4 protein-coding genes are annotated in these 5,565 nt (G+C 53.2%); all 4 read left to right on the top strand.

Annotated features, from left to right (window positions below; translation table 11 throughout):
• Positions 1-314 precede the first annotated feature (314 nt).
• Entirely contained in the window at positions 315-926 is a 612-nt protein-coding gene (locus tag LAT75_RS15100; RefSeq protein ID WP_291483586.1) for a TetR/AcrR family transcriptional regulator, read from the top strand.
• A gap of 17 nt (positions 927-943) precedes the next feature.
• On the top strand, positions 944-2,341 hold the full coding sequence (locus LAT75_RS15095) for a TolC family protein (protein WP_291483584.1): 1,398 nt from the start codon (positions 944-946) through the stop codon (positions 2,339-2,341).
• Positions 2,342-2,372: 31 nt separating this feature from the next.
• Entirely contained in the window at positions 2,373-3,464 is a 1,092-nt protein-coding gene (locus LAT75_RS15090) for an efflux RND transporter periplasmic adaptor subunit (protein WP_291483582.1), read from the top strand.
• On the top strand, positions 3,461-5,565 hold a 2,105-nt coding region (locus LAT75_RS15085), incomplete at its 3' end, for an efflux RND transporter permease subunit (RefSeq protein WP_291483580.1). The genes LAT75_RS15090 and LAT75_RS15085, both read left to right, overlap by 4 nt.

Below are 5,565 nucleotides of genomic sequence, written 5' to 3'. Positions count from 1 at the left end.
TCAATTTGTCAAAGAGCTGAATCAGGGTAATTTCCCTGACTATCAGGTCAAAATCTGGTCAAAACTGACCGATCCAAAAATGCTTAATGTTAATTAAAAACGTCAACCGTATTTAGGCATCTACAATCTACAAAAAGCCAAAAGCCAAAAGCCAAAAGCCAAAAGCCAGCCACCTCACACATTCAGGTACCAAAATATTCAAACAAGCATCCTGCTGAATTATCCGCAGGAACAGTATCTTGAAAAAAAATAAAATAAGTCTTGCATAAATGAACGGTGTTCATTTATATTACAGCGTTCAAAGAAAACAACCTATGACTATAGAAGATCGAAAAGAAAGAGAAAAACGCGAGCTGAAGGAGCTTATCCTGAAGACCGCTGCCGATATGTTCCGCAAGCAGGGCTACGAAAGTACCAGCATGCGGGCCATTGCCAAGGCGATCGACTATAGTCCGGGTACGATTTACCGTTACTTCAAGGATAAGGACGAGCTGATGTTTGAAATCAGCACAACCGGTTTCCGCATCTTTTATCAGTATCTGAGCGAAGTGCGCAAAATTGAAGATCCGATGGAGCGGCTTCAGGTTCTTGGCAGGCAGTATCTGCTTTTTGCCAAAGACCATCCCGCTTACTACGACCTCATGTTCATTATGCCCGATCCGCTGAAGTCGCTGGAAGAGGGGGAACATTGGGAAGATGGTCACCAAAGCCACGGCGTACTTGTGGAAGTCATTCAGGAATGCATGAAGAATGGGCATTTTCAGGGGCATGACCCCATCGTTCTTTCACTCATGATATGGGGGCAGGTTCACGGCATGGTTGCGCTCCAAATTCGCTGCAGGCTTGAAATGTACACCGGTAAAGACCAAAATGAGCTTCTTCAGGATGCTCTTAACTCGTTTAATCACATCATCAGCAACGTCTAAAATTTTTTTATCTAAAAATGAACAGTGTTCAAATAAAAAATGGTGTTTACAAAATCTGGGGGAAGCTTTTTCCAGCCTGTTTACTGCTGATTATATTAGCCTATTCCCCCGCGCAGGCGCAGCAAAACGGCGTACTGCAGGAATACACAGCGCAGGGCGTTGAAAGCAATCTGACGCTGCTGAATGCGATGCTCGACCGCGAAACGGCTGCTTCGGAGCTTCGTTCGGCCCGCGGACGCTTCATGCCGGAGGTTTCCCTCGAAGCTTCCTATTCGCTGGCATCGGGCGGGAGAACGATCGGTTTCCCGCTGGGCGATTTGTTCAATCCGGTGTACGGCACGCTGAATGAGCTGACAGGAACGCAGCGCTTCCCCACCAATCTGGAGAACGTGAATGAGCAGCTGTTGCCCGATAATTTTCATGAAACCAAAATCCGCATTGTTCAGCCGCTGTTTAATTCGGATATCTATTTCAGCTACCGGGCGCAGCGGGATCTGGTTTCGGCCAGGGAGGCAAGGCTCAAGGCGGTCGAAAACGAGCTGATTAAAGAAATCCGGCTGAGCTATCACAACTATTTTGCCTCGACCGATCAGCTGGCGATTCTGGAATCCAACCGGGAGCTGGTGCAGGAGCTGGTTCGAACCACCGAATCGCTGGTTCGAAACGGAAAGGCCACCATCGATCAGAAGTTTACTGCCGAATTCGAACTCACCGAGCTGGACGGCACTATCGCCGAAGCCCGTCGCAGGCAGCAAACAGCACAGGCCCGGTTTAATCAGCTTTTGAACCGTGAGCTCACGGCTCCCATCCTGAGAGATGATGCCTACTTCGAATCCCGGGGCGACTATCCGGAAGCGCAGCTTCTTCAGGAAACTTCCCTGCTGGTCAGGCCCGAATTTGCCGAGCTATCCGCAAGCCGGGCCGCCGCCACAAACCTGCTGTCCATGAATCGCGCTACGGCCATTCCGGATCTTTTTGTGGTGGGAGATCTGGGATATCAGGGCAGGAATTACACCTTCAATTCGGATCAGGATTTCTGGTTTGTTCAGTTTGGGATGCGCTGGAGCCTGTTTCGGGGCTTTCAGAACCGGGAGAAAATCGCCCGCTCACGCATTGAGCTGAATCAGATCAACAACCGCTACCGGGAGCTGGAGCAGGAAATTCAGCTTCGTGTTGCCGACGCCCGAAATGCCGTAACGGCCGCTGAGGTCAGAGAACAGGCCGCCATTGCCGGACTCGAAGCAGCTGAAGCTGGCTTCAGAATCGTGAAGCGGAGGTATGAGGAAAACAGTGCCCTGCTGGTAGAGTATCTCCGCGCTCAGGATATGTACACCCGGGCCCGACTGAGCGCCAGCCTTGCCCGCTATCAGCTTAAATCCGCCGAAGCCGTGCTTGACCGCGAAACCGGCCGCTAATTCATCTTCATTCATAAATCAAAATCGTAACATGATGTCATCATTTATACCAACATCCTTTTTCTCCGTGGCGGGATGGCTTTTCGGCTCTGCGGCATTCCTGGCTCTCGCAGCCTGCACCGAGGTGAAAACCGAAACCGGTGTTCAGGAGCCTGCTCCGGTCTATGTGGAAATTCAGCAGCTCGAACCTGCCGCCGGATCGATTCCGGTTTTTGTAACCGGACGCGTTTCCTCGGCCACTTCCTTTGATCTTTCATTCCGAACGGGCGGCTTTATCGAGGAGCTTCTGGTGGATGAAGGAGACCGCGTGCGGAAAGGTCAGCTTCTTGCGGCAATCAACCGCCGGGAAACCGACGCCATGGTGCTCCGGGCTGAAAATCTGTATCAAAAAAGCCTGCGTGACCTGAGCCGGCTGGAGAATCTCTTCGCCGATGATGCGGCTACGCTGGAGCAGCTGGAGGATCAAAAGACGCTTCGGGATATTTTCCGGGCCGAGCTGGATGTTGCGCTTTTCAATCAGGAGCGGGCTTCCATTACTGCGCCGGCGGATGGAGTTGTGCTTCAAAAGCGGGCTGAGGTAAACGAGCAGGTCAGTCAGGGTCAGGTGGTATTCCGGCTGGGTCAGTCCGGCACGGGCTCGACGGTTGTGATGGCGGGTGTGAGCGACCGCGATGTGCAGCGATTACAACCTGGTGATGCGGCCGTGTTCACAACAAGTGCCCATCCCGGAACGGAGTTCAATGGACGAATTTCGCGTATTGCCTCTGAAGCGCATGCGCGCACGGGTGTTTTTGAGGTTGAAATAACGCTGGACACTGCAGGGAATAATTTGCGAAACGGCTTTATCGTAAGCGGCAAACTGCAGCCGGAAGATGCGCGAGAACTGGTGCCGGTTCCGCTCAGCGCGCTGGTGGAAGCCGACGGACTCGACGTCTGGATTTACGCGCCAGCAACCGATAACCGAAGCGCCGAACGCCTGAGAGTGCGTCCGCTCCATATTGGCGATGATGCCTTTTGGGTATCCGCCGCTGAGCTCAACGGAGTCAGTCGGGTCATTACCCGCGGCTCGGCCTACCTGCGGCCCGGTTCACGTATTGCAGCTGATGGCGGGGTGAATCCATGAGGCTGCCCGAAAGCTCCATCCGAAACTTCCGCTTTATTCTGGTGATGGTTTTCATCGCCTGTATTGTGGGCGTGTACGCCATCAATGTGATGCCGCGAACAGAAGACCCCGATCTTTCGCTGCCGAGTTTCTCGATAACGGCGCTGCTGCCGGGCACGAGTCCGGCCGATATGGAAGAGCTCGTCGTAAAACCCATCGAAGATGCCCTTGAGGATTTGGATGACATCGCCGAAGTCATCACCCTGATTGACGAAGGCATCGCCATTTTTCAGATTGAAGCAAAATTTGGCCTCGATTACGAACGAAAGCTGGATGAAATTTTCCGTGAGGTGAATGCGATCCGGAATGAGCTTCCCGAAAACTTACTGGAACTCACCATCGAGCAGTTCAAGCCGGAAAACTTTACCAGCATTATGCAGCTCGCGCTGGTTTCAGAAACCGCTACGTACCGTGAAATGGAGCGGGTTGCCGATGAGCTGGAGCGCGTAATTTCCCGCATCGATGGCGTAAAGAAAACCGACACGGAAGCCCTGCCCGAAGAGGAAATCCGGATTGCGGCCGATTTCGAACGCATGGCCGAACAGAACATCTCATTGGACATTATGCTTGCCGCTCTGGCAGATCATAACGCCAATATTCCGGGCGGAAACCTGAAGGCCGGTTCGCGCAGCCTAACGGTGCAAAGCAGCGGAAGTCTGGGGTCGCTGGAGGAAATCAGGCGCATTCCCGTGGCGGCCGGTGCAAATCACACGGTGACCATCGGAAGCCTGGCAAACGTGTACTACGCCCATGAGGACATCCGATGGATGGGCCGCTATAATGGCGAGCGGGCCGTTTTTGTGACCGTGAAGCGCGAGCCGGGCAAAAACATGGTGCAGGTGACTGCCGAAATTATGGCAGCGCTTGAGCAGTTTCGCACCCAACTGCCAGCCGACATTTCCCTGGAAGTCGCATTCGAGCAGGCGTCAGCCGTAGATGAGCGCATCAGCGGATTTTTCTGGAATCTGATGCAGGGGATGCTGCTCGTTTCCATCGTCATCTTCGTATTTCTGGGCATACGTTCATCCTTCATCACCATTACCGTAATTCCGATTGCTATGATAATTGGCATCGGGATGCTGTATTTCGCGGGATTTGGGCTGCAGCAGATATCCATCGCGGCGCTGGTTATCGCCCTGGGTCTGCTGGTAGATAACGGCATTGTGGTGGTCGAAAACATCGTGCGCTATCAGAAAAACGGCTACAGCCTGGTGGATGCCGCGGTTAAAGGCACCTCTGAAGTGGGGTACGCGATAATCAGCTCCACGGTCACGACCATTCTGGCGTTTGCCCCGCTTGCGATGATCCAAAGCGGACCGGGCGAGTTCCTGCGCTCGCTGCCATTAACCGTGATTTTTGTGCTGGTCACCTCGCTTCTGCTTGCGCTCATTCTGATTCCCATCCTCTCCACCCGCGTGCTGAAGGAAAAGGCTGAAGACAAGCCGGGCTGGTTCGACCGCTTTATTCAAAGGGTAATCCGGCGTGCGTATCGTCCGTCGCTGAATACGGCCTTGCGCTATAAAGGAATCGTATTTTCGGCGGCTGTTGCGCTGTTTGTCGGAAGCCTGATGCTGTTTCCGTTCATCGGTGTGAGCTTCTTCCCCACAGCCGATAAACCGCTGCTGCTTATTGAGGTTGATTTACCCGCAGGTTCCAATATCGACGAAACCGACCGTGCGGTTCGGTTTGTGGAAAGCGTGCTGGATACCACGGCCTACGTGCAGGCATACACGTCAAACGCCGGACACGGTAACCCGCAGATTTACTACAACCGGATACCCGAATCGTACAAGAGTAATCACGGGCAGCTGCTGGTTCGTTTTGAAGATTGGAATCCTGCGCGGTTTTATGAAACCCTGGATCAGTTCCGGACGGCTTTTCAGCGCTATCCAGGGGCCAAAATTACGTTCAGAGAGTTTGTAAACGGCGCGCCGTTCAACGCGCCCATCGAAATACGGGTGCTGGGTGAGCGTCTCGATCAGATTGCGGAATTATCTTTTCAGGTTGAGGATGTAATTCGCTCTGTGGAAGGCACGCTGGATGTCGAGAACCCGCTCGCCCG

The sequence above is a fragment of the Cyclonatronum sp. genome, assembly GCF_022565315.1.
Taxonomy (GTDB): Bacteria; Bacteroidota; Rhodothermia; order Balneolales; family Cyclonatronaceae; genus Cyclonatronum.
The sequence above is the reverse complement of the archived record's forward strand: the minus strand, read 5'-3'. Positions and strand labels throughout refer to the sequence as shown.

What these genes read in the sequence shown, in the direction of transcription:
- LAT75_RS15100 (WP_291483586.1), top strand. Translation starts at nt 315, where the DNA reads ATGACTATAGAAGATCGAAAAGAAAGAGAAAAACGCGAGCTGAAGGAG.
- LAT75_RS15095 (WP_291483584.1), top strand. Translation starts at nt 944, where the DNA reads ATGAACAGTGTTCAAATAAAAAATGGTGTTTACAAAATCTGGGGGAAG.
- LAT75_RS15090 (WP_291483582.1), top strand. Translation starts at nt 2,373, where the DNA reads ATGATGTCATCATTTATACCAACATCCTTTTTCTCCGTGGCGGGATGG.